The organism is Bradyrhizobium sp. CIAT3101 (genome assembly GCF_029714945.1).
In the GTDB taxonomy this organism is placed as follows: domain Bacteria; phylum Pseudomonadota; class Alphaproteobacteria; order Rhizobiales; family Xanthobacteraceae; genus Bradyrhizobium.
The window spans coordinates 8,127,513-8,153,976 of record NZ_CP121634.1; the positions used below are offsets into that span (position 1 = coordinate 8,127,513).

Consider the following 26,464-nt stretch of genomic DNA (forward strand, 5'->3'; position numbering starts at 1 on the left):
AATTCAGAAAGTTGATTGGAGAATAAGCCACACGACAAATCAGATGGAGGATCCGATGGTGAAGAGAGCGATCACGCTTGGCGGTGGGGGCCCGGCAGCAGGGCTGCATATCGGTGTTTTGGAAGCCCTCGCCAACGCGGGAATAACCTTCGACGTGTGGGCATTGTCCTGCATCGGCGCCTGGGTCGGGATCGTCTATAACCAGTTCGATGATAAAGTCGTTGCGAATAAATACAGGGCGCAAAAGACCTATGAATTCTTCAGGGATGGCGTATTTCGCGACGACGAAAGCTACAAGCGCTTTCCCATCAACATGGTGTTCGGCCCGGATTGGGGAAGCATCAGCAAGGCTATGGTCGACTTCGTCACAGATGCCAATACCTATAAGCATTTGTGGGATCCGCAGGCGATGGCGATTGCCGTCGAGAAAACCATGTCGCTCTGGTTCCCTCAACACTCTGGCACGGGCTGCGGCGGGAGGTTCACGATCCCGGACGAGGGCGACAGAAATAGATGGATCCTCAATCAGGTGCTGGCACCCAATCCGTTCGTTCGCTACGTCACGTCGATGATGTATCTGTCCCATGTCACTGGCCTCTCCAGAATCAACTATCCGCAGAGCCAATTCATGAAGGGCATCAATTTCGACGAGTTAAACAAGCCCGAAAAGCCGTTCATATTTCACAACGCCTGGAATCTTGATGCTCACAAGCTCGCGCTGTTTTCCAACCGCGACTTTGCTCAGACTCGGAAGGCGAAGCACATTGAGTACAACGTGCCTATCACTGCATCCAGTTTGTGCGCGTGTTCAGCCCTTCCCTTCGTCGAAGAAACGGTAGAGATCGACCAGGTTACATACTGCGAGGGAGCGCTGATCGACACGGTCAACTTCGAGAGCCTGATCCAGGAGCACCATAAGCCGGACGATGAACTCGACGAAATATGGGTGAGCCGGATCGTTGATGCGAAGCAAGTCCGCAAACCGAAAAACCTTCATGATGGCTTGGCAAATCTCTGCCAATTGTTCGCAGCGACCGTTGGCGAAGACGACGTCAAGCTCTTCAAATACCACGTCCGGTGCGACGGGAAAAAGGACAGTCGGTGGCAAGGCACCGTCGTGGAGATTCATGTGCCGGGGCACATCAATTTCAAATGGAATCACAGCAACCTGCGCGGTGGACGCAAGTTGGGGAAAGCCGCCGCGGAACAAGCGATCGCCGCATACTACGACCACCAAAATCTTCCGCCGCATCCCGGGCCGCATTTCATCAACGAGGATCCCGCGAAAGAGCATGCGAACGAATGGCGAGAGGTGCAAGGTACCTATCAGGACTGTCGCCAGGAGTTCGATGCTTGACGCCGTGGCGAAGTGGCATTGCAACTTGTTGAGCCAGCCACTCTATCTTTAGCGAAAGCAACTACCGCAGCCGGTCGAGCAACGCCTTCGCTTGCTTGAGGTCCCTCGTTTCAGAACCCTCGGTGAACCAGGCGTAGATGGGTGCGAGCAAGTCGAGCGCTTGCGCGCGCTTGCCCTGATCGATCCACAAGGCAGCGAGGTCTGTTGCAGCTCGAAGCTCGAGGGCCTTGGCGTGCTGGCTTCTTGCGATTGTCAATGCGCGATCGAGCAGTAGTTGCGGCTCGCTGCCGGCTTCCGATCCGGCACGGACGAGCAACACGCGCGCTTTCAGCCGGCACAGCTCGGCCTCGAATATGCGTTCGCTGTTGCGGCCGGTCGTGGCGAGGCCCTGTTCGATCAGCTCCAGTGTAGGTTCGTATTGATGGCTCGACAACAAGGCCGGCCCCAGGAGCACGTACAGTGCCGTGATGCCGAGCTGATAGCCCGCGCCGCGATATTCGTTCATCGCAGCCTGGATTTCCTCTAGCGCAGCGGATGACGAATCGAGAAAGGTGGCGCTTATCCCCCGGACGGCGCGCGACAATCCTCGCCACTGCCTGAATCCGTGCTCTTCCGACAGACCGAGACAGCGATCGGCGTAGCGGTGCGCCGTCAGGAACTCGCCCCGAAGCGCGTGGACGATGGACGCATAGTAGGTCGCATAGGCCTGGGAATGCGGATGATTGATGGCGTCGGCGCGCTGGATGGCGGCATTCACACGTGCGAGTGCCATATCGGGGTAGCCCAGCAGCAGCAGCGCCCATGACATCAGGGCAAGGTCGGCCACGCCCGCATCCTGCCCGGCGGCCCGCGCCGCCAATCTGTCCTGCTCGCTGCTCGTCTCGAACGTCTCGAAGGCCCGTTCGATCACTTCGCGGGCGCCGGTAAGATGTCCCATGAAGAGGCGGATCATGCCTTGGCCACGCATCGCGTTGAGCAGCGTCGGTCGATCGTGGTGCGCTTCGGCGAGATCGAGCAGCGCCGAGATCATTTCCTCGGCAACCGGTAGCTCGCCGCGAATGACGCTCGCTGTGGTCAACCAGAACATGATCTGCAGTTGCTCAGGGGGATCGGTGAGGCGCTGGCACAGCTCGCGTGCACGCGCGAAGGTCGCCACTGCCTGGGGCGAGGCCGGCCCCAGGGTGGCGATCAGGCATGGTCCAAGCTCGAACTGAAAATCAAGCTCCAGCCTGTCCTTCACCGCGCCGTCGGCCAGATGGGCCGAGACCTCGATGCCTTTTCGCAAATGTGCAATGGCTTCGAGGTTGGCAGAACGCATGGCCGCCTTCCTGCCCGCCTGGAGCCAGTAGCCCCTAGCCTTGTCGAACAGTCCGGCCTCGGTCAGGTGAAGCGCGATCGTCTCGGGTTGCGCCTCCACGACTTCCGGAAATCGTTGCTCGAAAGCGTCCGCGATGGTGGCATGCAGCGCCGCACGCCGGCTCTTCAGAAGTCCCGCTTCGGCGGCGTCCCGCACCAGCGCGTGCTTGAAGGTATAGACGGCCCGGGGGATCTCGCCGCGGCAGAATATCAGCTCCGCCCTAACCAGCTGGGCAAGCGCCTCCTCGAGCCTCTGCGCCGGCAGCCCCGCAACGGCGCTCAGCAGTTCGTAAGAGAATTCGCGCCCGACGACGGCGCCGATCTGGGCCACGTCCTTCACCGGGGCCAGCCTGTCCAGTCTCGCCATCAGCGATGCGCTCAATGTCGACGGAATCGCCATCGGGGGAAGCGGACGGCTGAGCGCGTAATGGTCGCCCTGCTCTTGCAGCAGCCCAGTCTCGAGCACGGTCTTCGTCAGCTCCTCGACGAACAAGGGCACGCCATCGGTACGGGCGAGGATCTGGTCCATGACCTCCTCGGGCAGCGTCTTTCCCGCCGTGACGCGCTCGACCAGTGCGGCGCCGTTGCGGCGATTCAGCCGTGTCAGCGAGAGCGTCGTCACATGTGCATGGCCGGGCCAGGGCGGCGTGAACTCCGGTCTTGCGGTGATCAGCAGCAGCACGCGAAGCCGCGGCACCTTTTCCAGTGTGACCGTGAGCAGCTCCAGCGAAGTCGGGTCCGCCCAATGGGCATCCTCGAAGATGACGAACACCGGTTGCCGCGCCGCCAATGCGTCGAGCTGGTCGAACAACGCCGCCAGCGTCATGTCCTTGCGGTTCTGCGGACTGAGCTCGGGCAGTCGGTAGCGGTTGCTGACCGGCAGCGACAGAAGATTGGCCAGGGGCGGCACGACGCGGTCGGCGTCGCCGCCAGAGCGCAGCAGCAGAGCCTCGAGCTTGGCGAACTTCTCCGTCGGCGTCTCGCCTCGCTCGAACCGGGCGGCGCGTTCGAGGTTGGCAATGAAAGGATGCAGCGCACTGTTGGTGTGATGCGCCGAGCAGAAATGGCGCACCGTGATGTGCCGTTCCGCCTGCAGCCGCTCCTGCAGCGCCAGTGCTATGTGCGACTTGCCGATGCCTGGCTCGCCGGTGAGAAGCACGACGCAGCCTTCGCCCGACACGGCATGCTGCCAGCGCCGCAACAGCAGCTCGATCTCCTCATCACGCCCGATCGGTGGTGTTAGTCTGGTCTTGTGCTGCGCCTCGAAGCGGCTTTCCACGCCACTGATCCCGAGCACCTGCCAGGCAGAGGCAGGCTCCGACCATCCTTTGAGCGTGACAGGCCCGAGATCGAGATACTCAAAATATCCATCCGTGAGCTGATGCGTGCTCTCGGAGATCAGCACCGTGCCGGGCTCGGCAAACTGCTGCAGGCGAGCGGCGAGGTTCGGTGTCTCGCCAATCACCGCCTGCTCCTTGGCGGCGCCTTCGCCGATCAGGTCGCCGACGACGACCATACCGGTGGCGATGCCGATGCGGACCTGCAGCTGGGTGCCGATGTCCGTCTCGAGGTTGGCGACGGCATCGACCAGCGCGAGCCCGGCGCGTGTTGCCTGCTCGGCATCGTCCTCGTGGGCCTGGGGATAACCGAAATAGGCGAGCACGCCATCCCCCATGTACCGCGCGATGATGCCTTGGCTCCGCGCGATGATCTCCGCGATGCAGGCATGATAGGCGCGGATGACCGCGCGCAGATCCTCCGGATCAAGTCGGGCCGAAAGTGCCGACGAGCCCACCAGATCGCAAAACATGACCGTGAGCTGGCGCCGCTCGGCGCTGTCCCGCGGCGCCGGTCTGGCGGCCGCTTGAGCCGATACGAGGTCACCCTTGAGGTCTGCGATCACGCGCAGCAGCTTACGCCGGTGCCCGAGCAGGACGCCGAGGTCCTTAAGGTCCTGCTCCGTGAGGTCGCCAATGACGGAAAGGTCGATGGCATTCTCGGCGAAACGCTGGGCGTACTCACCCAACCCGATCGATGCGAGCCACTCTGCAGTACCTGTCATGGGATACCTATGGCCAATGCGATGAGAATAGCACATTGGAATAGCCAGCGAAGGCGCATCTATCGCCAGAAGCGCAGATCGCTGGACCTCTCGCCCAATTGAAAGGGCTCCGGCGAAAACTGGATGCCGCCAAGCGATGTCCGCTCAGGGTCAAAGGCCGAAGCATTCACTTCGAGCTCAATTGGTCCGCTGCGCTCTCGGAAGCAGACTTCCGTCCGGCCCCTCATGAGTACACGTTCTTGTTCGTCAAGTGACTTCGTCGCGTTCAACTCTCCCCGGCCTATGACTATAGCCCTCCCCCTCATGGGAAATCTGTCATAGGCTCCGACTGTCATGTGGCGGCAAAGCCGTGACCTTCGAGGAGAAACGTCAATGAAAATCACGATGCCGGCCTGCCTCGCCTGTGCCGTCCTTGTCGTTGGCACCGCCCATGTCGCCACCGCTAACGGCGCCGGCGCCGCACCCTCCAAAGTCTCGGGCTCCACGGCGCTGGCGCTGGCCGGCGTGATCGCGCCGCTGTCGCCGCTCCTGTCGGGCGCCGAGAAGAAGGCGGTGGCGATGCTGTTCGCCGCCAATGCCGACATCCCCTACAAGAAGCCGATCGTGGTGACCGCCGACAGGATCGTCTGCCGCACCAGCAATGTCGACATCACCTTGCGCAACTGCGAGGTCACCTTCGGCAAGAAGGTCAAGACGGTGAACGGATCCACGGCCAATGAGATCTTCGCGACCGAGGCGCTGGCCGGCATTCCGCCCGATGGCGCGGCGGGATCGAATTTCGAGAGTTTGAGCAAGCTGAGCTGCACGATCGACCCCAATGCCATCAGGCAGAAGGACGGCAGCGGGGCGGATTGCACGTTCCAGCCGGCAGATTGAACCCCGGCGATGAGAGCGCGGAGCAAGGCCGCCGTGAAATCGCCGCAAGAAGAACCAACAACACGAACCAAGAAGCCGAACTAATAAGGCGAATTGAAAAGACAGGCCAAACCGGCGCACCAATATGAAGCGCGCAAGGCCGGCACCCACATGATGAAGAATTGTCTCGCTTTTTTTCTTGTTCTGACCGTGACGGCGGCCTCTGCACATGGCCCGCTTCCGGCGAGCCGCATCGCGCCATCGGATCTCGTCCGGGTCGGCCTCACCGATAACGACACGACCGCCGGCGGCGTTGCGCGGCTGTGCGAGCAGGTCACTTTTTCGCGCGGCCTGCGCTATGGCGACAGCGAGGCCAATGTGCTCGACGTCGCGGTCAGCGACACCACCAAGGCGGACACACCGCGGCCGGTGCTGCTGTTCGTGGCGGGCGACACCTTTACCGGAGACCGCGGCGCGCCGGACCTGTCCCGCGACATCCAGGACGAGGCCATGTGCTTCGCCGCGCGCAACGGCATGATCGGGGTGCGCGTGAATTATCGGCTCGCTCCGGCCGCGACCTGGCCGATGGGCGCGACCGATGTGGCGGCGGCGCTGTCCTGGATCCACGGCAATATCGACCTGTTCAACGGCGACGCCCGCGAGATCGTTGCGGTCGGCTATGGCGCCGGCGCCTTCCATGTCGCCACCCTGCTGGCGCATCCCGAGCTCCAGGCCGATCGCGCCGATGTCGCGGCCGTGGTGCTAGTGTCCGGCATCTACCGCGCCGGCAGGGACGCCAGCGACAGCGAGAAGGCATATCTCGGCACCGATGCCGCTCAATATGACAAGCGCTCGGTGTTTCCCGGCATCCTCAATGTCGACGCGCCGATCGTGCTGGCCTGGGCCGCGAACGATCCCGCGAACCTTATCGCGCAGGGCGAGACCCTGAAGAAGACGCTCTGCGGCGCCGGCCACTGCCCACGCACCACGGTGCTGCGCAGCCGCGACGGCATCGCCGCGGCGTTCGGGCTGGATGGTTCGGGCGACAGTCTCGCCGAGCCGACACTGCTGCTGGTGCATCAGCTGGAAGCGCGCGGGCTGCCTTAGCGCCAGTGACGGGTTCGAGCGCGCGCCTCGCCCTTCGAGACGACCGCTCCGCGGTCTCCTCAGGGTGAGGCTAAGCGACACCGGCGTCCGTCGAAACAGTTGCCGCGCACTCCGTCCTCATCCTGAGGAGCCCGCCAAAGGCGGGCGTCTCGAAGGATGGCCCCAGGGAAAATCGCTCTCAGATGCGATTGCCTTGCGGGCTCGCATGAGGATCATCGCGGGAATTCGGGAGCGGTGGAGAGGGCGGAGGTGCGCGTCACGTCGAGCGCCTCCCTCCAAATCTTATATGTGGAGCGCAAGGCTCTTGCTTCAAGACCCCGCCTCCGCCGTAGAAGTCAGGCCCCCTACCAAACCGAGGCGGCAAATGACTGAACATGACGTGATCATCGTCGGCGGCGGCCCGACTGGATTGATGCTGGCCGGGGAGCTGGCGCTGGCCGGCGTGGACGTCGCGATCGTCGAGAGGCGTCCGAACCAGGACGTGGAGGGCTCGCGCGCAAGCGGTCTCCATCCACGGGCAATCGAGCTTCTCGATCAGCGCGGCATAGCCGACAGGTTCCTCCCGCTGGGAAACAAGCACTATGCCGTCGCACTCGCGGGCATGGTCCTCGAGGCTCGCGACCGACCGACCCGTCACAACTACACACTCGGGCTCTGGCAGGAAAAGATCGAGCGCGGTCTCGCCGACTGGATCTCGGAACTCGCCGTGACGCTCTATCGAGGCTGCGAGATGGCGAGCTTTGTCGAAACCGGGGAGCACGTGGAGGTTCAGCTGACGGACGGGCGCAGGCTGGGTTCAAGCTACCTCGCCGGCTGCGACGGCGGCCGCAGCCTCGTGCGCAAGACCGCTTCGATCGGGTTTCCCGGATCGGAGCCACAGGCGAGCTACCTCATCTTCGAGGCCGACATCGCGGATGAGCCGCCACTTGGCATCCGCTATGGGGACCGGGGGCTGTATGCCCTGGGATGGCTCGACGGCGGCCCGCGCGTGCGCGGCATCGTGACGGAACAGCGGATCGAGCGGGGCGAACGCCCGACGGAAGCGGATCTCAGGGCGGCGCTCAGGGCTGCCTACGGATCGGATCTGGGCATCCGCGAGGTCACGTGGATGTCGCGGTTCACGGACGCGGCGCGGCAGGCGGAAGCGTACCGGAAGAACCGCATCTTGCTCGCCGGGGATGCCGCGCACATCCATTCCCCGGTCGGAGGACAGGGCCTGAATGTCGGACTGCAGGACGCCGTGAATCTCGGGTGGAAGCTGGCCCAGGTGGTGAAGGGGATCTCACCCGACGCCCTGCTGGACACCTATCACAGGGAGCGGCACCCGGTCGGGGCCGCGCTGCTCGAGCTGACGTTGGCGCTCACGGCTCTCAACCGCGGCGACGAACACACCACGGCCCTCCGGGGGCTCGTCGCCACGACCATGAAGATGGACGAGCCGAGAAGATGGTATTCCGCCAAGGTGTCCGGCCTCGACATCCGCTACGGTGAGGAGGGTTGCCATCCCTTGCTCGGCATGCGCATGCCCGACCTCGACCTCGTCACCGCCGATGGCCCGACCCGCGTGTTCGAGCTGATGCGCGATGCGCGGCCGCTCTTCCTCAATCTCGGCACGCCGGCGTGCGTCGTCCCGGCGCGCTGGGACGAACGCGTCAGGCAGGTCAGCGCGACGTGCACGGGCGCCTGCGAGATGCCGGTGATCGGCGTCGTTCCGCCCCCTGCCGCCGTGCTCGTCCGGCCCGACGGGCATGTCGCCTGGGTCGGCACCGGCGACAGCGAAGGACTCGTGGAGGCGCTCACGACCTGGTTCGGAGATTAGGGAACGTGGTGGGCGGCCGCTCTCATCTTTTGCTGGGCCACCCCTCTCCCCCGCCCTCCCTCGCGGAGGGCTAGCGAGAGGGGTACCGCACGGGGACTCTCGCACTCGACAGCGCGTCAACACGGCTGCCGCTTCGCTCGGGTGCCACAGGATTGCCAAACGCTTGACGTAGATCAACTCCACTGGGTGCGGAACGAGCCGACTTCGTTGGGGCCAACAACGACAAGGTGTCGAGCATGCGCGTCACCGGCAGACTGCTGTTCGTCTTGATTGCCGCTCTCGCCTCGCTCGGGGCGATGTCGCAGCAGCGCTCCGATCAACCCAATTCCGACTCCAGTCCCGACAAGGAAATCCGCATCGGCAACATCGTGCCCTATTCCGGGCCGCTCTCGGAATTCGGCGCGATCGGCAAGGCGGAGGCCGCCTATTTCGACATGGTCAACGATCGCGGCGGCATCAACGGCCGCAAGGTCCGCTTCATCACCCGCGACGACAATTCCGATCCCGCAGCCGCGCTGGACCTGACCCGCGATCTCGTCGAGAAGGACGACGTGCAGCTGATGTTCGGATCGTTCGGCACGCCCGGCAATATCGCCACGCGCTGGTATCTCAACGAGAAGAAAATTCCGCAGCTGTTCGTTGCGTCCGGCGACGAGGAGCTGAGCCAGGCCAAGGCGTTTCCCTGGACCATGGGCTGGCAGCCGCCATTCCGCTCCGAGGGACGCATCTACGCCAACTACATCCAGGCCTATTATCCGCGGAAGAAGATCGTGGTGCTCTGGCAGAACGACCAGTTCGGCCGCATGCTCTACAAGGGCATCCAGGAAGGATTGGGCGATCTCAACCGTCAGGTCCTCGTCGACGTCGCCTTCGACATCTCCGACGAGCATCTCGAAGGGCACGTCTCGATCCTCAAGCGCGCGGGCGCCGACATCTTCGTGTTTCTCGGCGTGCCGTCGACCGCGGCCAAGGTGATCCAGCTGGCGGCGTCGCTGAACTGGCACCCGGTCGTCATCGTCAACGATGCTTCCGCCTCGATCGCCAATGCGATGGCGCCCGCGGGGCTGGAGAATTCGGCCGGCGTGATCTCGGCGGCGTTCCTGAAGGATCCGAGCGATCCCGCCTGGAAAGACGACCCCGCCATGAAGGACTGGTTCGCCTTCATGGACAAGTATCATCAGATCGAAAGCACCAACAACAGCGCGGCGCTCTATGGCTATGCGGCGGCAGAAGCGCTGACCAAGGTGCTGAGGCAATGCGGCGACGACCTGTCGCGCGAGAACATCATGCGCCAGGCGGCGTCGCTGCGGGATTACCACCCCTCCGTCGCGCTGCCCAACATCAGGATGAACACCTCGCCCGACAGCTACCTGCCGATCAAGCAGATGCGATTGGTGCAGTTCGACGGGCGGTCGTGGCAGCCGTTTGGGGCGGTGATCGAGACGGCGTTCACGGAAGGCGCGGCGAGGTGAAGCGACCTTGGCGACGCGGCGCTTACCCTCCCCTGGAGGGGTCCGGGACGAGCGCAGCTCGCCCGTGGGTCGGCTCATACTGAGCGCAGCGAAGTATGAGACGGGGTGGGGTGACGGTCTCTCCCCATCCAACAGTGCCCGTGTTGAGAGATCACCCCACCCCGCTCGCGCTACGCGCGATCGACCCACGGGCGAGCTGCGCTCGTCCCGGACCCCTCCAGGGGAGGGTAAGAGGAGGGTCACGCGCAAGTCTGCGCCCCTCACGCCGGCTTCAGCGAGGCCAGCGCACTCTCCAGCAGCGATCTCACCCGCGCGGCATCACCGGACTTCACCACGGCCGGATCGAGATAGAGTTCGAGCCCCGGCGCACGTTCGGTGATGACGCCGCTGCGCTCCGCTGCCGCATCGTTGAGCGCATCGACCGAATAGGGAATCACCTCGCGGCTGATGCCCTTCATGGTGATCGCGGGCAGCGCGTGGGCGCGGACGATGTCGCTGACCAGCGCAAAACTCTCGTAGCTCAGCACGATGCCGCCGGGCTCGGCGATCGACTGCAGCCGCGCTGCGAGGTTCGCCTCGGCGCCGATGATGGTGTAGTCCATGCGGTCGCTGCTGCCGAAATTGCCGACATTGCAATAACCGGAATTGATGCCCATGCGCGAGCGGAACGGCTGCTCGATGCCGGAGGCGCGCCACTTCGCATTGAGCTCGGTGAGACGCTGCTGCATGCGCCAGGCCATCTGCAGGCAGGCCTGCGCGTCGGCGCGGTCGCCCTTGGTCTCGGGATCGCCGAAGAAGATCAGCATGGCGTCGCCGATGAACTTGTCGACGGTGCCGCCATGCTCATGCGCGATCGCCGACATCTCCGTGAAATATTCGTTGAGCAGCTGGGTCAGCAATTCGGGCTGCAGCCGCTCGGTGGTGGCGGTGAAGTTCTGGATGTCGGAGAAGAAGATCGTGAGCTTCTTGCGCTCGGTGTGGATGGTGACGTCCTTCTGGCCCGAGAAGATGCTCTTGTAGACCTGCGGCGGGATGTAGCGCGAGATCTTCATCGACAGCGACGCGAGGAAGTCGTTGGCGGATTCGAGCTCCTTGTTCATGCCCTTGATGCGGCGCGCCTGACGACGCTGCAACGACAGGAAGGAAAGTCCGCTGCCGGCGGCGATCAGGAAATAGGCCAGCAGAAACTTGAACGAGAAGATGTTGGCGGCGATCGGCTGGGCGATGATGACTTCCTGGATGCCGCGGACGTCCCCCACCTTCCAGTCCTTCTTCGGGCTTTCGGGGTGGCTGTTGTGGCAGCTGACGCAGGCCGGGCCCATCATGACGGGCGCGACCAGGCGGACCTTGTCGGAGAACAGCGAGGTTTCAGTGTCGACAATCTTCTGCTCGGGATCGGCGCGCAGCGCGGCCAGCGCATCCTTCTCGAACTTGTCGAGCTGGTGCGGGGCGCGGTTCTGGAACGGGAAGTCCGAGACGAAGCGGTAGGTGATGTTCTCCTGCTGCGCGCCGATGACACGGCCGAGCTCGAGCGACAGCGTCGCCGGGATCGGGATCGCACCGGGGACGGATTCGTAATTGTGAACGACCTTGGTCGAACCGTTCGGGTTCGCCAGTACGCGCCCGACCACGTTGGACGCATAGTAGCTGCGCACGCTTGATATGACGGAATTGAGATCTGCGGTTTGCCGGCGGAGCGCCGTCTTGTTCAGCTCCGTCAGGTCCAGCCACACGGCCAGCGGCAGCGCGAGCAGAAGGAAGGCGACCACGGCTCCAATGAGGATGCCGTGCTTGCGCTGTTCTTCGGAGATCTCTTGTTTCACTTGATGGCTCCGTTGTGTGCGTTCTTGTCGCAAATCCCCTGGATTTGCGGCACGGCATGCGGCCTGCACAGAGCCAACAAACGCGCGGCCGCGCAACCCCATTTTATGGTGGTCGGGCCAGGCACCTTTTCGTTTCATGACGAATGCTTAAGATCGGGCATGAACCTGCATTCATGCCGCCGGGAGATCCCATGACCGAGACCATCCGCATCAAGCGCTTCAACGCACGCCCCGTGATCGTGCCGATGAACTTGCCGCTTCTGACCTCGACCGGCGCGGTGGCGAAAGCGCCGCTGGTGCTGATCGATTGCGAAACCGACCAGGGTGCGATCGGGCACGCCTATCTGTTCTCGATCACGCCGTCGGCGCTGAAGCCGCTGACCGCGATGGTCACGGAAATGTCGGAGCTGCTCGCCGGCGACGAGCTGCTGCCGTTCGAGATCGAGCGCAAGCTGACCCAGCGTTTCACCCTGCTCGGGCTCGCCGGCCTGCAACGGCTGGCGCAATCCGGCATCGACATGGCGGCGTGGGACGCGTTGGCCCGCGCCCGCGGACTGCCATTGGCGCGGCTGCTTGGGGGCGCGCCGAAGCCGGTGAAGGCCTACAATTCGAAGGGGCTCGGCATCATGCCGGCGGGCGCCGCGGTCGAGGAAGCCCACAAGCTCTTGGCAGAGGGCTTTCACGCCGCGAAGATCCGCGTCGGCCGGCCCGATGCGCGCGACGATCTCGCCGTGGTGCGCGCGGTACGAAAGGCCGTCGGCGACGAGGTGACGCTGATGTGCGACTACAACCAGGCGCTGACGGTGACCGAAGCGATCCGGCGCGGCGAGATGCTCGACGACGAGGGGCTGACCTGGATCGAGGAGCCGATCCGTCACGATGATTACGAGGGCAACGCCCGCATTGCGGACGCGCTGCGCACGCCGGTCCAGATCGGCGAGAATTTTGACAGCGCGTTCTCGATGCAGGCTGCGCTCTCAGCCGAGGCCTGCGACTACGTGATGCCCGACGTGCAGCGCATTGGCGGCGTCACCGGCTGGCTGCTCGCCGCGTCGCTGGCGCATGCCGCCGGCATCGAGATGTCGACGCATCTGTTCTCGGAGATCAGCGCGCATCTGCTGTGCGTGACACCGACTGCGCATTGGCTGGAATATGTCGACTGGGCCGACGCGGTGCTTGCGACGCGGCTGACAATCAAGGACGGCTTTGCGCTGCCGAGCGAGGAGCCCGGCAACGGGATTGCGTGGGACGAGGCGGCGGTTGCAAAACATCTCGTCGCATAAGGCGGCCTGCTACGACCGAACGGCGGCAATCATGCTCAGCTCGACCGGAGCACCCCGCGGCAGCTCGGCGACACCAACGGACGTGCGCGTGTGACGACCGCGATCGCCGAGGCGCTCGATCAGCCGGTCGGAGGCTCCGTTCATGACTTGCGACTGCTGGGTAAATCCAGGCGCTGAAGCGACGTATCCGACGAGCTGCAGGACCTGGACGATCCTGTCCTCTCCGCCCGTTGCGTGGTTGATGGCCGCAATGCAGAGATCGGCACAGAGGGCTGCGGCCTCCTGTGCGGCCCCGATATCGACACCCGCGCCGACCTTGCCCGCGTACAGCAGATCTTCGCCGCGACGCGGCAGCTGGCCGCTGACATACGCAAGCCCGCCATGAATGATCACCGGCAAGTAGTTTCCGCCAGGCTTGTTCACGCTGCTCATGTCGATAACCCACCCTCTTTTTCACATCCGGCGGCGCGACACTTTTCGACGAACGCCGCAACCTCGACCTCCCAAGGCTCACGGCCGTGGTGGATGAGCGGACAATGGCAGGCGGCCGGTAGCGGATCAAGACTTGCGCGCATCGCTCTCTCAGCACCGGCATTGCGAGGAATGACGGGACGGATGATGCGGTGAAATCCTCACTCACCGCGCGGCGGCGTTCAGGTCCATGGTCTCGAGCAGGCTGTTCTGGCGCCAGTCGATGAAGGCATCCTTGAGGCGACTGATCTCACCGGCACGCTCGCCCACGCCCCAGAGATTGTGCTGCTCGAACGGATCGTTGGCGAGATCGAACAATTGTCCGTCCTCGGCGCCGTGGATGAACACGACCTTCCAGCGGTCGTCGCGCACCATGGTGATCAGCCTTGCGCCGGTCATGGCGACGTCGCCGGCCTGCTCCGAGAAGACGAAGTCGCGGCCGGTCCAGTCCTCGCCCTTCAGCGCCGGCAGCAGGCTGCGCGCCTGGAACGGCTTTGGATGCTCTGCGCCGGCGAGATCGAGAATGGTGGGCGCGAGATCGAACAGCTGGCACTTCTCGCGGATGCGGCGGCCGTCGGAAAACAGGCTCGGCGACCAGAACAGCAGCGGGATGCGCGTCACCGGTTCGTACATCGACCATTTCTGGCTCAGTCCGTGCTCACCGAGATTGTCGCCATGGTCGGACATGAAGATGACGACGCAATTGTCGAGATAGCCCTTGGTGTCGAGCGTCTCGATCAGGCGGCCGATCTGCTCGTCGATCATGGTGACGTTGGCATAGTAGTGCGCGCGCAGGCGGCGCATCTCTTCATGCGTGGGCGCGAGCTTCCATGACACGGCGTCGTGGTCCACTTCCGTGTCGTGGCGGCGCTTCTCCTTCAGATAGGCCGGCAGGCCCTCGATCTCGGCCTCGGTCGGCTGCGGCACCGGAAGGTCGTTGCGGGCGAGATAATGCTCGAGATATCCCGGCAGCGGGTCATAGGGCGGATGCGGCCCGGGCAGGCCGATCTGCATGAACAGCGCCTCCGGCCTGGGGCGCGTCTCCAGCCACCACATCGCGGTCTCCGCGACGAAGATGTCCGGGTGCAGCGATTTCGGCATCTCCCAGGTAAAGGCGCCCATGCGGTCGCCATAGTCCGGCAGGCTGCGATAGCCGGCGCGCGACGGTTTTGTCAGCTTGTGCGCGGCAAAGGCCTTGTCGAGCTCGTCGGCGAACCAGCGGCCCTCGAAGAAGCGATCCTTGTTCTCGACCACGAAGCGCTCGTGGAAGCCGGCCTTCGCGTCATAGGGGATGGTGTGCATCTTGCCGACATTGACGCAGTGATAGCCGACCTCGCCGAGCTTGCTCACCCAGGTCTTCTGCCAGTGCTGACCGTTCTTCAGCACGCCCGAGGCATGCGGATAGAGGCCGGAGAACAGCGCCGCGCGCGACGGAACGCAGCTCGGCGCGTTGATGAAGCAATTGTCGAAATAGACGCCCTCGCGCACCAGGCGGTCGAGATTCGGCGTCTTCATGTAGGGATGGCCCGTCGCGGCGATCGTGTCGAAACGCTGCTGGTCGGTCATGACCAGGATGATGTGGGGCTTTGTCACGGTTGCTTTGTCCTGCGCGGCGATGAGTCAATATAAAATATGTCTGACATAATAATTCTTGTCAAACCAGTCCAGGTTTGATTATCTGCGATCAGAAGCACGATTAGGCGCACTTCTTCTCTGACGTGCGCAATAAATCAGACATTTTATTCCACGAATCCGGGACCGCCGTGGCAAAATCTCCTCACAAGGACAGCCCGCAATCGAGCGCCCAGGTCGCCCGCGAGGTGGCGCGGATGATCCTGACCGGGGTCTGGCGCGAGGGCACCACGCTGCCGCGCGAGATCGAGCTGGCGTCCCGCTTCGATGTCAGCCGCGCCTCGATCCGCGAGGCGCTGTCGCTGCTTAAAGCGAAGGGGCTGATCGCCTCGAAGCAGAAGGCCGGCACCCATGTGCGGGCACGGTTCGACTGGAACATGCTCGACGAGGAGTTGCTGAACTGGACGCTGTCGGCGCTGCCGACGCAGGAGTTCGCCAAGCAGATTCTGGAGGTTCGCCGGATCGTCGAGCCCGAGGCCTGCGCGATCTGCGCGGTGCGCGGCACCGACGAGGATTTTGCGAGGATCGAGCGCGCCTATCGCGGCATGGACGCGGCCGGCATGGACCGCGTCGCCTATGCCGAGCCGGACCTGCAATTCCATCGCGGCATTCTCATCGCCACCGGCAATGATTTCCTCATCGCCTTCGGCGCGACGGTCGCAGCCGCGCTGCGGATGTCGTTCGATTTGTCGAGCACCAATCCGGGCGCCCCGCGGAAAAGCCTGCCGTATCACCGCGCCGTGCTCGACGAGATCTGGGCACGCAACGCCGACGGCGCACGCCAGGCCATGCACAAGCTGATGGATCTCACCGAACAGAACATCGTCACGGCGATGTCGCGTCAGAAGAAAAAGGACGCCGAGGACGAGACCATCCGGACCAAGCGGACGCGTTGAAGCCGACAAGAATAGTAATGAGGGAGAACGTCATGACAAACGCATCGCGCGCGAGCTCGATCACCCGCCGCAAACTGCTGAAAGCGAGCGCCGCGGGCGCCGCGCTGGCCGTATTCCCGGCGCCGCTGATCGCGCAGACGAAGCCGTTTGCGGGCGTGACGCTGCACGGCGCCTCGTTCCAGCACCGCTTCTTCACGCTGCTGGCGAAATACATTCCCGAGTTCGAGGACAAGACCGGCATGAAGGTCGACCTCCAGCTCTCGGCCCTGCCCGTCTACAACCAGCAGGCCAATCTCGAACTGTCCTCGGGCGGCTCCGCCTATGATTTCGTCAACGTCACCTTCACGCTCGCGACCCGCTGGATCGCGGCAGGCCTGCTCGCCAATCTCGACGAGTTCACGGGCGATGCCAACCTGACGCCGGCCGAGTGGAATCCGAAGGACTTCGTCGACGGCGCACAGGTACCCTATCGCGACGCCAAGGGCGCGACCTACGGCTATTCCTGGGAAGGCGGCGCGATGCTGATGGGTCTGTCGCGCATGGACCTGATGGAGAAGAAGGGGCTGAAGATCCCCAAGACCTTCGCCGAACTGCAGCAGGTCTGTGCCGAGATCAACGGCACCGACGGCGTCAGCGGCCTGGTGTCGTGGTTCCTGCACAACTGGAATCTGCCGCCCTACATCCAGGGTTTTGGCGGCAACATCTTCAAGAACCCGCCCGGCGACGTCATGCCGGCGCTGAACACGCCCGAGGCGATCCAGGGCGTCGAGTTCTACGCGAAGCTGCTCAAGAGCGCGCCGACGGGCGTCTTGACCTACACCGAGGACCAAGCACGGCAAGCGATGCTGACTGGCCGCGCCAACATCTTCATCCACTCCAGCGCCTGGGTGACGCCGATTCTGCTCTCCGACGAGAGCAAGGTGAAGGAGACCTCGCGCGTGGTGCGTTCGCCCGCCGGTCCCGTGCACGATTATCCGGCCTCGAACAGCCAGGGCCTCGGCATTCCCAAGAACGCCAAGAACCAGAAGGCCGCGTGGGAATTCATCAAATGGGCGCTCTCGCCCGAGATCTCGATGAAGCTCGTCAGAGAGCACGGCCACTCCTCGATCTGCCGCCGCTCGATCATCACCAGCGACGACTATCGCAAGCTCAACACGGTGAACGGCCAGGACCTCGGCGCGCTCTATCTCGAGGTGCTGGAGCAGCCCGGCAAGGGCGAAAACTACATGGCCTATCGGACGTCGAAGGAATTCCCGATCGTCGGCGACGTCCTCAATAAGGCGTTCGAACAGGTCGCCACCGGCCAGCTGCCCGCCAAGGACGCGATGAACGCAGCCCAGGACCAGGCGATCGCCGCACTCCGCCGCGCCGGGACGAAGCTTTGAGCGAGAGCGGAATTGACCGAGAGCGGAATTGACTTGGAGCGCCGCAGGTTCATCGCCTTCGCGCTCACCCCGAGCCTGATCGTGCTGTTCGCGGTGGCGGTGCTGCCGGCGATCTATCTGATCGTGACCAGCCTGACGCCGTTCCAGCTGACGACGCCGGGCTCGGCCACCGATTTCAGCGAGCCGTTGCGCAACTATCGCCTGCTGCCGGGGGATCCCCGCTTCGTCAACTCGCTCGCCGTGCAGGCCAAGCTGTCGGTCGCGAGCGTGCTGTTTCAGGTGCTCCTCGGCATGCTGCTGGCATTGCTGCTGAACGTGCCGTCACGCTTCGTCGAATTCGCGCGGACCTTCTTCCTGATTCCGATGGTGCTGCCGCCGATCGTGGTCGCGGTGATCTGGAAGCTGATCTACGCGCCCGACATCAGCCCGCTCTATTACGCGGCTCAAGCGCTGCACGTTACGCTGCCGGCGCTGACATCGAGCGTCGATTTCGCGCTGACCTCGATCGTCATCGCCGACACCTGGGAATGGACGCCCTTCACCTTCCTGATGGTGCTGGCCGCGCTGCAGACCATTCCCGACGAATATTCGGAAGCCGCCCTCGTCGACGGTGCCAACAAGCTGCAGATCTTCTGGTACGTCACGCTGCCCTTCATCACGCCGATCCTGGTGATCTCGGGTATGTTCCGCCTGATCGACAGCGTGAAGGCGTTTCCGCTGATCTTCCTGTTGACCGGCGGCGGCCCCGGCACGGTGACGGAAGTCACGAATTACTATGCCTATCTCCTCGCCTTCGACACCAACGAGATCGGCTATTCCAGCGCGGTCACCGTGGTGATGCTGCTGCTGGTCTGCGGCATCAGCCTGGGGCTGGTCTGGATGGGACGGCGCAAGGAGGCACTGGCATGAGCGAGTCGTCGCTGCGCAAGGCAACGCCGGGCCGGCTGGTCGCGATCACCGTCACGCTGCTCATCCTGCTGTCGCCGTTCCTGTGGCTGCTGCAGATGAGTTTCAAGACCAACGACGAGATCCTGCAGTTCCCGCCGCCGCTGATCTTCACGCCGACGCTGCAGAATTACATCTCGCTCTGGCACAGCGCATTCTCGGCCTCGTTCGTCAACAGTCTGTTGAGCGCATCACTCTCGACCACACTGGCGCTGCTGTTCGGCGTACCCGCGGCCTACGCGCTGTCGCGCTGGGCCGGGCGCGGCAAGCATGCGCTCTCCTTTGCGATCCTGGTGACGCGCATGGCGCCGCCGATCGCGTTCACGATACCCTTCTTCCTGTTCTATCGCTGGATCGGCTTGCTCGACACCATCACCGGCCTCGTGCTGGTCTACACCAGCTTTAACCTGCCGCTGGTGATCTGGATGATGCAGCCGTTCTTCGACACCATCCCGGTCTCGCTGGAGGAAGCGGCGCTAGTCGACGGCGCGCGGACGCGCACGGTGTTCACCAAGATCGTGCTGCCGATGGTGACGCCTGGTATCGCCGCGACCGCGATCCTGTGCTTCCTCTACGCCTGGAACGACTTCTTCTTCGCGCTGATCCTGACCCGCACCAATGCACGTACCGCGCCGGTCGCCGTCGTCAACTTCATGAACTACGAGGGCTGGGAATGGGGTAAGATCGCCGCCGGCGGCTCGCTGGTGATGGCGCCGGTTCTGATCTTCTCACTCGCGGTGCGCCGCTATCTCGTCTCCGGGCTCACGGCCGGCGCCGTCAAAGGCTGACCTCATGAAATATCCGACCGGCGCCTCGCGTACCGTCTTCATCCTCGCCCACCCCTCCGGCCATGTCGCCGCGCCGCGCTACTACACGCCCTATTTCGCAGAGCAGGGCCTCGACTGGCACATGGTGGTGATGGACGTGGCGCCGAAGCATCTCGTCGAGACCATCCGAACATTGGCGAAATCGCCGAGCACCGCCGGCTTCAACATCACCATCCCGCACAAGCCGGCCGCGTTTGAGCTCTGCGACGCGGTCGGGCCCGCAGCAAGCTTCGAGGGTGTAGTCAACACCATCCGCATCGAGGCGGGCGGAAAACTCGTCGGCGAGTCCTACGACGGCGAAGGCTTCCTGAATGCCGCACGCGAGGCCGGCATCTTCGACCCCGAGCGCCGCACTGTCGTGATTGGCGCAGGCGGCGCCGGCCGCGCGATCTGCCATGGGCTGGCGGCGGGAGGTGTGAGGCGGTTGCGCATTCTCAACGAGGTGCCCGGCCCGGTCGAGACGCTTGCGGCAAAGCTCCGCGGCCAATTTCCCGGTCTCGATATCGACCTCGAGACGCGCTTCGACGATGCCGGTCTTTGCGTCAATGCGACCTCGCTCGGCCTGAAGGCGACCGATGCCTTGCCGATGGACCCGGCAAAACTGCCGAAGGATTGCGCCGTATTCGACATCATCGCCGGCCGGCGAACCGGCTTCATGGAAGCCTGCGCGGCGCGTGGGCTGAAGGTCGTCGACGGCGTGGCGATGATCCGGCAGCAGCTGCCGCTGCAGACGGCGTTCTGGCGGGGCGCCGCCGACACAACTCCGTCATCCTGAGGTGCGAGCGGCGCGATGCATAGCATCGCGTCGGGAGCCTCGAAGGATGCACGGCCCGGATGCCGCAGCCGGGCCGTCGTCCTTCGAGGGCCGCTTTGCGGCCACCTCAGGATGACGGGTCAACCTGCTCGTTGCTCGATCACACAAAGCCGACTATCGATGGCCCATGACCACATGGCGCCCTCATCCCCATATCCGCGTCGTCGCGATCGGCCTGCACTGGCGGGACGGGCGGCTGCTTGCGGCTGAGGTGCGCGACGATGCGGGCCGGATCAAGGGCGTGCGCCCGCTCGGCGGCGAGATCGAGTTCGGCGAGAGCTGGCGGACTGCGCTCGCGCGCGAGTTCAACGAAGAGCTCGGCATCGACATTGCCATCACAGGCGAACCGCTGATGATGGAGAACATCTATGTCCACGAGGGCGCGACCGGGCACGAGGTGATGTTCATCGCCGAGGTCGCGTTTCCGCAGCACGCGTTCGCCGGCCAGGACCGCATCGACTTCCGCGAGGATAATGGCGAGGAGATCGTCGCCCGCTGGTTCGACCTCGCCGATCTCGACGTGCCGGACGGACCGAGCCTATATCCGGGCGGACTGAAGGACTTGCTGCTCAGGCGCGACTGACGGTTGCGCCTACCAGGTCTCCGCGCCGGGGATTTTCTTTCGCACCGCCATGCGCTGGATCCAGATGCAGCGACGGACGGATCTGTTGGAACGGCCGACGGCGGATATGCCCTCGCCGGCCTGAAGCAGCGGCGCCACGCTCTCGCGCACCGCGCGGCAGCGCTGCATCTCGGCCTGCCAATCGATGATCGCCGCATTGGCGCTCGAGGCCGTCAGCGCGAGAGCCGTCACCGCAAGACAAGTCCCAAGACAAGTCCCAAGACAAATCGTCCGCATCATTCACTGTCCCTTCCCTTCGATCCGTCCGCAACGCGCCGGTAGCGGAAGTCGCAATGATCGGCGCCTTGCATGATGGTCTGCGTCCGCGTGAGCCTGACGTCGGGGCCGAACCCTTCGGCCGTCGCAAAATCGGCGGTGCAGACCATGAGGAAGCCGAGCTCCGGCTCGCCCAGCGCCTTGTAGAACTCGGCATAGGCGCATCGCTTCACGTCGAACGCGAATGCATCCTGCGTCTGCTCGATCACGTCATAGGCGAGCGCGTCGTCGCGCGCGTAGGTCTTGAAGGCGGAGGCGACGGCCTGACCGAGATTGGCCTCGTTCTTCGCCGTCCAAAACGCCTCGCCGAAGCCGCGATAGAGATCGCCGAGCGTTTTGCGCACCAGCGCATTCGCGCGCGCCTCGCCGAGCTCGGCCTGCAGCGCCTTGACCAGCGGCACCAGGACCTGCGCCTGGATCTTTGCCTGTTCGATGACGGATATGCTCATGGGGTCGCCTGCTCGTCTTCGGTGCTTCGATGAGAACCAGATCTGGCGCGGGCCTCACGCCGATCGTTGGCGTAACTGCGACTCTTTCGCTTGTGAAATGGAACACACTTGAAGCACCTCTTAGGTTGTATCATAATCGAGATGTAACCAAGGCGGACGGGGCGTGCGACCCCGTATGTTTCGATCATTCCATTTTTGAACACCCCTGACAAAGCGTCGTTTCGCGCAGGGTGACACCGACGATCCCCGCGACGGACGACGCGCCAGAAGATCGCGATCGGTTTCAAAAAAATTCCGACGTCTCGCCGAGCCAGGCGATGCGACATCCCGCGCGTGCGCGTGGCGTGGCCTGACACAGGGAGACCATCGATCAGCCCGGAACGCCGGCCCGGGAGAGTGCCGGCATCGACAGTCGCGCTTGCAGCCATCGAAAGGAACGCCCTATGGACGAACCCAAGCCGCTTACCAGCGCCTTCAACAGAACAGCAAACTTTTCCATCCACCAGGTCGATAGCGTGTTCAGGGCTGCCGCGCATGCCGCCGTCGCGCCTGCTGCGCTGCCGCTCGTCCTGCCGCCGACGCTCGGGCCGCTGTCGGCCTTCGCCGGCACGTTCACGGGACAGGGATTCAACACCATCTTCCGGCCCGACAGCGCGACGACGCCGACCCAGATGCCGGGACCGATCAACACCACCGACCCGCCCGACAACGTGCTGGAGCTAAACCTCACCGACGAGACGATGTCGTTCTCGAACAGTCTCGGCTCGATTCCCAATCGTGGCTCGGGGCCGCAGGCGGATGCCTTCCTGAACGGCGTGCCCTATCTGCAGACCATCAACGACGTGACCACCGGGACGCCCGTCGGCATTCACTTCGAACCCGGCATCTGGCTCGCGGTGCCGTCCAGCACGAATCCGAACGAACCGTTCACCCTCGCGCGCATGGCCTCGATTCCGCACGGAACGACGATCACCGCGCAAGGCGCCGCGTTGCCGGCCGTCGCCGGCAAGCCGACCATCGCGCCGATCGACATCACGCCGTTCTTCGGCGGCAATCCGGCCAACAAGTTCACGTTCCAGAATCAAACCGCGGCCAACAAGACGACACGCAGGTTGCCGCAGGACCTCACCGCGCTGATCGCCTCGGGCAAGCTCACCCAGGCCATGATCACCGATCCGAACACGGTGCTGCGCCATCAGATCGCGCATCAGACCATCCATCAGACCATCATCATCGAGACCTCGACCAAGCCCGGCACGCCGCTGTCGGGCGGTCCGTTGCCGGCCGTCGCTTCACCGGGCCCGCATCCGCAGGCGCCGAACTTCGCCGGCGGCACCGCGAACATCGCGTTCCTGCAGGGCGTGCCGGCACCGCCGCCCGGCGGCAATGGCGCCAACGCCAACGCCTTCCAGATGGATGCCGTGTTCTGGATCGAGACCGTCATCTACGACGTCGACGTGCCGCACATCGCATCGGGCGAGCCGCCGATCATCCTGCAGCCGGTGCAGAAGAGCACGGTGCCGCTGGTGCCGAGCTTCGTCGCCTCACTTCCGTTGGTGCCGGGCAAGGGATTTGCCGGCGGCCGTGTGAAGGTGGCGACGACGCAGATCCAGTACTCGCAGAAGGTGATGCTGGATTTCAACGGCCTGACCTGGCCGCACGTCTCCGTCGCCTCGCTGGTGCCGGCAGCGCCAGTGCCGATCCCGGAGCATCTGCTGCCGCTGACGTGAGGGGGCGCGATGGGGCGTGGCGCACGGGTGCTTGAAAGCACCGAGCAAGACGCCCCAGTCCGTCTTCGCTCTTCGAGCTACGCCGGACACGCTTCGCATCGGGAGCGGTGAAGCGTGGCTTGCCGAGCCGAAGCTCGCGGCTACAAGTCCGCCTGCGCCCTTTGGGCTTCGGCGCGACATCCTTCTCTCGGCTATCGCGAGCGAAGGATGGTGGGCACGACAGGGATCGAACCTGTGACCCCTACCATGTCAAGGTAGTGCTCTCCCGCTGAGCTACGTGCCCTAATAGTCCACTTACGTCGGGTGGGGTCCCTATAACGGCTCGTGGGAGCCGGTGCAAGGACGGAAGGGGGCCAATTTAGGCCGCCAGCATCTTGTTCACTTCGCTCACCAATTCGCGCAGGTGAACGGGCTTCGACAGCACCTTGGCGTTCTTGGGGGCGTCCGAATCCGAGTTCAGGGCGACCGCGGCGAAGCCGGTGATGAACATGATCTTGATGTCGGGGTCGAGTTCCGAGGCCCGGCGGGCGAGCTCGATACCGTCCATCTCCGGCATCACGATGTCGGTCAGGAGCATCTCGAACGGCTCTTCCCGCAACCGCTGATAGGCGGCCATGCCGTTGTCATGGGACGAAACCTGAAAACCGGCGTTTTCCAGCGCCTTGACCAGGAAACGGCGCATGTCGTTGTCGTCTTCGGCGAGCAGGATTTTTGGCATGGCAGGAACGTCGAATCCCCAAAGGATATGCAGAGGTCAGTAAGCCCGACAGAGGGTAAATTTCGGGTGAAAATCTTTACCCTGGGCCCGACCGGCGCCGCCTCTTGTGAACCCGAACGGGCTGCGAATCAATCTCGTCGCGCCGGCGCGTCCCCGCCTCCCTGCCCGCACGGTTAAGACATGTTCCATGCGCCAATCACATCTTTTCGCTTGGCAGAATGGTTGCGATTCCGGACAATGACGACACATAAGAGCCGCTCGACCGGCCGAATCATTCGATCTGGGGCTTGCTGGATTTTGGCCGGATCGTGCGGCGTGAAGGGACGAAGCCTGAGAAGATGACCCGGTTTGACGGCGACGCGTCGCCAGCCTTCGAGATCGTGGAGCCCGCCGAGTGGCGCGCGCCTGTTATCTTCAACTCACCGCATTCCGGCTCGACCTATCCGGACGAATTCCTCGCGGCATCGCGGATCGACCTGCCGCAACTCCGGCGATCCGAAGATTCCTTCATGGACGAGCTGATCGGCCATTTGAGCGATCGCGGCTTTCCGACCGTGCGGGTGAACTTTCCCCGCTCCTATGTCGACGTCAATCGCGAGCCCTATGAGCTCGACCCCCGCATGTTCACCGGCCGGCTGCCGAGCTTTGCCAACACGCGCTCGATGCGGGTCGCAGGCGGCCTCGGCACCATTCCCCGCGTGGTCGGGGACGGCCAGGAGATCTATCGCGACCGTATCCTGGTCGACGACGCGCTGGCGCGGATCGAGACGCTGTACAAGCCCTACCATCGCGCGCTGCGCCGGCTGATCAACAAGGTGCACCAGATGTTCGGCACCGTGGTGCTGGTCGACTGTCATTCGATGCCGTCGGTCGGGGTCAGCAGAGACGAGCCGCGCCGGCCCGACATCGTGATCGGCGACCGCTACGGCACGAGCTGCACGCCGCTGCTGCCCGATCGCGTCGAGGAAACCATGACCGGGCTCGGCTATTCGATCGGCCGCAACAAGCCCTATGCCGGCGGCTTCATCACCGAGCATTACGGCAACCCGGCGAGCGGCCTGCACGCGGTGCAGCTCGAGCTCAACCGCGCGATCTACATGGACGAGCGCCGCCGCGAGCGCGGTCCGCGCTTTGCGCAGGTGGCAAGCGACTTCGGCATTCTCGCCGATGTGCTGGCGACCACGATCCCGTTCGGCGATCTCGGCCCGTTCCAGGCCGCGGCGGAATAGACGCGAACTATTCTCGAACGATTTTGCTCGAACGATCGTGCTCGCTGCGAGAAGTGCGAATGCGTTTTCGCTTCGCAAGCGTATGCGCGCTAAACTGAAAACGGAGACCCAAGAAAAAAGGGCCGCTTCTAATGAAGAAGCGGCCCAAGTCTAGGGAGGAAACGCCCAAGGAGGGCAGCGGTAACGCAGAGCGCTACCGCACCGCAACAATATGCGGCCGCGCCGCACAAAGCGCAAGGGCTTTTGAGCCGTTTCCCATGCAAAAACACATGGCTCATTTGCTTCCAGCGAAATCCAGATTCAGTTTCTTTGATAAGGAATTTCAATGGGTTGATTGTCATTTGCATACGAACGAGGCATACGCGGAACTAAGTTCTCAACACTGTGATCGATATTTGGCCAGCATATAGCTCGCCTGGGCCGCCGGTATCCGCATCCAAAATACCAGGGTGCAAATCAAGACAGCGCTGCACGCGAGAGGCGAATTGAGCTAGGCAGATGAAAGCTTCACCCGACTTTCGTTTTGAGGATGCGCCGTGACGGTGATCGACTTCTCAGCCTTCATCGGACGGCTTGCCACCGCCTCCGGCGAAACCATCCTGCCGTTCTTCCGGACCTCGCTGTCGATCGACGACAAGAGCAAGACCAAGGATTTCGATCCGGTGACGGAAGCCGACCGCGCCGCCGAAGCGGTGATGCGGCGGCTGATCAAGGCGAGCTTTCCCCAGCACGGCATCGTCGGCGAGGAATTCGGCAACGAGCGCGAGGACGCCGATTATGTCTGGGTGCTCGATCCCATCGACGGCACGAAGTCGTTCATCGGCGGCTTTCCGATCTGGGGAACGCTGATCGCGCTGCTGCACAAGGGCACGCCGGTCTACGGCATGATGCACCAGCCCTTCATTGGCGAGCGTTTTTCCGGCGATAACGGCTCAGCCATTTACAAAGGCCCATCGGGCGAGCGCCGGCTCCAGGTCCGCCGCTGTGCTTCACTGTCGGAGGCGACGACCTACACCACCTCTCCCTTGCTGATGAACGAGCGCGACCGCGCCATTTTCGGCCGGATCGAGCAGGGCGCGCGGCTGTCGCGCTATGGCGGCGATTGCTACTCCTATTGCATGCTGGCGGCCGGCCATGTCGACCTCGTGGTCGAGACCGAGCTGAAGCCGTACGACATCGCAGCCCTGATCCCGATCGTGACCGGCGCCGGCGGCGTCGTCACCACATGGGAAGGCAAGCCGGCCCAGGGCGGCGGCCGCATCGTCGCGGCCGGCGACGCCAGGGTGCACGAAGAAGCACTGAAACTGCTCAACCAGTAACAAGCGCCAGCGGGAGG

At 63.8% G+C, this 26,464-nt stretch carries 22 protein-coding genes and 1 tRNA gene; 15 read left to right on the forward strand and 8 right to left on the reverse strand.

Features of this window, described 5'->3' with window-relative positions; genetic code table 11:
- Positions 1-43: 43 nt before the first annotated feature.
- The gene (locus QA645_RS38040; RefSeq protein WP_283046194.1) at positions 44-1,357 is read left to right on the forward strand and encodes a patatin-like phospholipase family protein; all 1,314 of its coding nucleotides are present in this window, start codon (positions 44-46) and stop codon (positions 1,355-1,357) included.
- Positions 1,358-1,418: 61 nt separating this feature from the next.
- On the opposite strand, the gene QA645_RS38045 is transcribed toward QA645_RS38040, so the two are convergent.
- Positions 1,419-4,775 (reverse strand): adenylate/guanylate cyclase domain-containing protein, encoded by a 3,357-nt coding sequence (locus tag QA645_RS38045; RefSeq protein ID WP_283046195.1) that lies wholly within the window; start codon positions 4,773-4,775, stop codon positions 1,419-1,421.
- Between the two features lie 372 nt (positions 4,776-5,147).
- Between QA645_RS38045 and QA645_RS38050 the strand changes: the two genes are divergently transcribed.
- The 4 genes from QA645_RS38050 to QA645_RS38065 all read left to right on the forward strand — a co-directional run bounded on the left by QA645_RS38050 (position 5,148) and on the right by QA645_RS38065 (position 10,028).
- Positions 5,148-5,651 carry a hypothetical protein gene (locus QA645_RS38050; RefSeq protein WP_283046196.1) on the forward strand — a complete coding sequence of 168 codons (504 nt, stop codon included), beginning with the start codon at positions 5,148-5,150 and terminating at the stop codon, positions 5,649-5,651.
- A 153-nt stretch (positions 5,652-5,804) separates the two neighbouring features.
- Positions 5,805-6,737, forward strand: a complete 933-nt coding sequence (locus tag QA645_RS38055) for a carboxylesterase family protein (RefSeq protein WP_349253196.1) — start codon at positions 5,805-5,807, stop codon at positions 6,735-6,737.
- Between the two features lie 364 nt (positions 6,738-7,101).
- Positions 7,102-8,556, forward strand: coding sequence for an FAD-dependent monooxygenase (locus QA645_RS38060; RefSeq protein WP_283046198.1), 1,455 nt, complete (start codon positions 7,102-7,104; stop codon positions 8,554-8,556).
- 236 nt (positions 8,557-8,792) lie between these two features.
- Entirely contained in the window at positions 8,793-10,028 is a 1,236-nt protein-coding gene (locus QA645_RS38065; RefSeq protein ID WP_254195730.1) for an ABC transporter substrate-binding protein, read from the forward strand.
- Between the two features lie 260 nt (positions 10,029-10,288).
- Here QA645_RS38065 and QA645_RS38070 read toward each other — a convergent pair whose 3' ends face one another.
- On the reverse strand, positions 10,289-11,851 hold the full coding sequence (locus QA645_RS38070; protein ID WP_283046199.1) for an adenylate/guanylate cyclase domain-containing protein: 1,563 nt from the start codon (positions 11,849-11,851) through the stop codon (positions 10,289-10,291).
- Between the two features lie 191 nt (positions 11,852-12,042).
- On the opposite strand from QA645_RS38070, the gene QA645_RS38075 reads away from it, so the two are divergent.
- A complete protein-coding gene (locus tag QA645_RS38075) occupies positions 12,043-13,134 on the forward strand; it encodes an enolase C-terminal domain-like protein (RefSeq protein ID WP_283046200.1) in 1,092 nt (363 codons plus the stop codon).
- A gap of 9 nt (positions 13,135-13,143) precedes the next feature.
- Here QA645_RS38075 and QA645_RS38080 read toward each other — a convergent pair whose 3' ends face one another.
- A complete protein-coding gene (locus QA645_RS38080; RefSeq protein ID WP_254134555.1) occupies positions 13,144-13,566 on the reverse strand; it encodes a RidA family protein in 423 nt (140 codons plus the stop codon).
- Positions 13,567-13,770: 204 nt separating this feature from the next.
- The gene (locus tag QA645_RS38085) at positions 13,771-15,198 is read right to left on the reverse strand and encodes a sulfatase-like hydrolase/transferase (protein ID WP_283046201.1); all 1,428 of its coding nucleotides are present in this window, start codon (positions 15,196-15,198) and stop codon (positions 13,771-13,773) included.
- Positions 15,199-15,368: 170 nt separating this feature from the next.
- Here QA645_RS38085 and QA645_RS38090 point away from each other — a divergent pair, with 170 nt between their 5' ends.
- The 6 genes from QA645_RS38090 (at position 15,369) to QA645_RS38115 (ending at position 20,687) form a co-directional block, all read left to right on the forward strand.
- Entirely contained in the window at positions 15,369-16,133 is a 765-nt protein-coding gene (locus QA645_RS38090) for a FadR/GntR family transcriptional regulator (protein WP_254134557.1), read from the forward strand.
- Positions 16,134-16,165: 32 nt separating this feature from the next.
- The gene (locus QA645_RS38095; RefSeq protein ID WP_283046202.1) at positions 16,166-17,518 is read left to right on the forward strand and encodes an extracellular solute-binding protein; all 1,353 of its coding nucleotides are present in this window, start codon (positions 16,166-16,168) and stop codon (positions 17,516-17,518) included.
- Positions 17,519-17,551: 33 nt separating this feature from the next.
- The gene (locus QA645_RS38100; protein WP_283046203.1) at positions 17,552-18,427 is read left to right on the forward strand and encodes a sugar ABC transporter permease; all 876 of its coding nucleotides are present in this window, start codon (positions 17,552-17,554) and stop codon (positions 18,425-18,427) included.
- Positions 18,424-19,251 (forward strand): carbohydrate ABC transporter permease, encoded by an 828-nt coding sequence (locus QA645_RS38105; protein ID WP_283046204.1) that lies wholly within the window; start codon positions 18,424-18,426, stop codon positions 19,249-19,251. The genes QA645_RS38100 and QA645_RS38105 overlap by 4 nt, the downstream gene beginning before the upstream one ends.
- Before the next feature lie 4 nt (positions 19,252-19,255).
- Positions 19,256-20,065: a hypothetical protein gene (locus QA645_RS38110; RefSeq protein WP_283046205.1), complete on the forward strand. Its 810-nt coding sequence runs from the start codon at positions 19,256-19,258 to the stop codon at positions 20,063-20,065.
- Between the two features lie 166 nt (positions 20,066-20,231).
- Positions 20,232-20,687: an NUDIX hydrolase gene (locus QA645_RS38115; protein ID WP_283046206.1), complete on the forward strand. Its 456-nt coding sequence runs from the start codon at positions 20,232-20,234 to the stop codon at positions 20,685-20,687.
- Between the two features lie 9 nt (positions 20,688-20,696).
- On the opposite strand, the gene QA645_RS38120 is transcribed toward QA645_RS38115, so the two are convergent.
- Positions 20,697-20,963, reverse strand: a complete 267-nt coding sequence (locus tag QA645_RS38120) for a hypothetical protein (protein WP_283053501.1) — start codon at positions 20,961-20,963, stop codon at positions 20,697-20,699.
- Positions 20,963-21,451: an L-2-amino-thiazoline-4-carboxylic acid hydrolase gene (locus QA645_RS38125; RefSeq protein WP_254195740.1), complete on the reverse strand. Its 489-nt coding sequence runs from the start codon at positions 21,449-21,451 to the stop codon at positions 20,963-20,965. Before QA645_RS38125 ends, QA645_RS38120 begins: the two co-directional genes overlap by 1 nt.
- Positions 21,452-21,894: 443 nt before the next feature.
- On the opposite strand from QA645_RS38125, the gene QA645_RS38130 reads away from it, so the two are divergent.
- Positions 21,895-23,181: a heme-binding protein gene (locus QA645_RS38130; RefSeq protein ID WP_283046207.1), complete on the forward strand. Its 1,287-nt coding sequence runs from the start codon at positions 21,895-21,897 to the stop codon at positions 23,179-23,181.
- Positions 23,182-23,389: 208 nt separating this feature from the next.
- On the opposite strand, the gene QA645_RS38135 is transcribed toward QA645_RS38130, so the two are convergent.
- Both QA645_RS38135 and QA645_RS38140 read right to left on the reverse strand, forming a co-directional pair.
- Positions 23,390-23,464: transfer RNA gene (locus tag QA645_RS38135), tRNA-Val, on the reverse strand.
- 75 nt (positions 23,465-23,539) lie between these two features.
- Positions 23,540-23,899, reverse strand: a complete 360-nt coding sequence (locus tag QA645_RS38140) for a cell cycle two-component system response regulator CpdR (protein WP_007597092.1) — start codon at positions 23,897-23,899, stop codon at positions 23,540-23,542.
- A gap of 338 nt (positions 23,900-24,237) precedes the next feature.
- Between QA645_RS38140 and QA645_RS38145 the strand changes: the two genes are divergently transcribed.
- Together QA645_RS38145 and hisN are read left to right on the forward strand one after the other, a co-directional pair.
- On the forward strand, positions 24,238-25,128 hold the full coding sequence (locus QA645_RS38145; protein WP_254195742.1) for an N-formylglutamate amidohydrolase: 891 nt from the start codon (positions 24,238-24,240) through the stop codon (positions 25,126-25,128).
- A gap of 536 nt (positions 25,129-25,664) precedes the next feature.
- Positions 25,665-26,447, forward strand: a complete 783-nt coding sequence (hisN, locus tag QA645_RS38150; protein WP_254134567.1) for a histidinol-phosphatase — start codon at positions 25,665-25,667, stop codon at positions 26,445-26,447.
- Positions 26,448-26,464 lie beyond the last annotated feature (17 nt).